The sequence below is a fragment of the Paraburkholderia sp. Ac-20347 genome (genome assembly GCF_017104805.1).
Classification (GTDB): Bacteria; Pseudomonadota; Gammaproteobacteria; order Burkholderiales; family Burkholderiaceae; genus Paraburkholderia; species Paraburkholderia tropica.
This window is the reverse complement of sequence record NZ_JAAGPN010000624.1, coordinates 1-885: the sequence shown is the minus strand read 5'-3', so window position 1 is coordinate 885 and position 885 is coordinate 1. Positions and strand designations below refer to the sequence as shown.

The following is an 885-nucleotide window of genomic DNA, read 5'->3' as shown; positions in this document are numbered from 1 at the left end:
CCACGAATCCCACCTCCACGGCGATCTTCAAGGCGCTGATTGCGCTGAAGACGCGCAACGGTATTATTTTCAGCCCGCATCCGCGTGCGCGACGCTCGACCTGTGAAGCCGCGCGCATCGTGCTCGCCGGCGCGGTTGCAGCAGGCGCACCCGCCGATATCATCGGCTGGATCGATGCGCCGACTGCCGAACTGTCCGATCATCTGATGACGCACGACGACATCAACCTGATTCTCGCGACGGGCGGCCCCGGCATGGTGAAGGCCGCGTATTCGTCGGGCAAACCGGCCATTGGTGTGGGCGCGGGCAATACGCCTGCCGTCATCGACGAAACCAGCGACATCAAGCGCGCGGTCGCTTCGATCCTGATGTCGAAGACATTCGACAACGGCGTGGTGTGCGCGTCGGAGCAATCGGTGATCGTCGTGGATGAAATCTATGACGCGGTGCGCGAGCGCTTCGCGAAGTCAGGCGCGTATGTGCTGTCGCCGGAAGAAGCGGGCGCGGTCGGCACTTTCCTGATCGTCGGCGGTCGGCTCAACGGCGATATCGTCGGGCAATCGGCAGTGACCATTGCGGATATCGCGGGCGTAAGCGTGCCCGAGAATACGAAGATCCTGATTGCTGAAGTCACGTCATACGGCGAAGACGAACCATTTGCCCACGAGAAACTGTCGCCTACGCTCGCCATGTATCGCGCGCGCGACTTCGCTCACGCAGTGGAAATTGCTGAAGCGCTCGTCGAGCTCGGCGGCATTGGCCACACGTCGGTGCTGTATACGGATCAGGACAATCAGCGTGATCGCGTCGCGCTGTTCGGCAAACGTTTGAAGACGTCGCGTGTGCTCGTGAATACGCCTTCGTCGCACGGCGGCATCGGCGACC

1 protein-coding gene is annotated in these 885 nt (G+C 61.9%); it reads left to right on the top strand.

All coding sequences use genetic code 11. The features are described 5' to 3' along the window. On the top strand, positions 1 to 885 hold an 885-nt coding region (locus G3N97_RS40280), incomplete at both ends, for an aldehyde dehydrogenase family protein (RefSeq protein WP_205998036.1).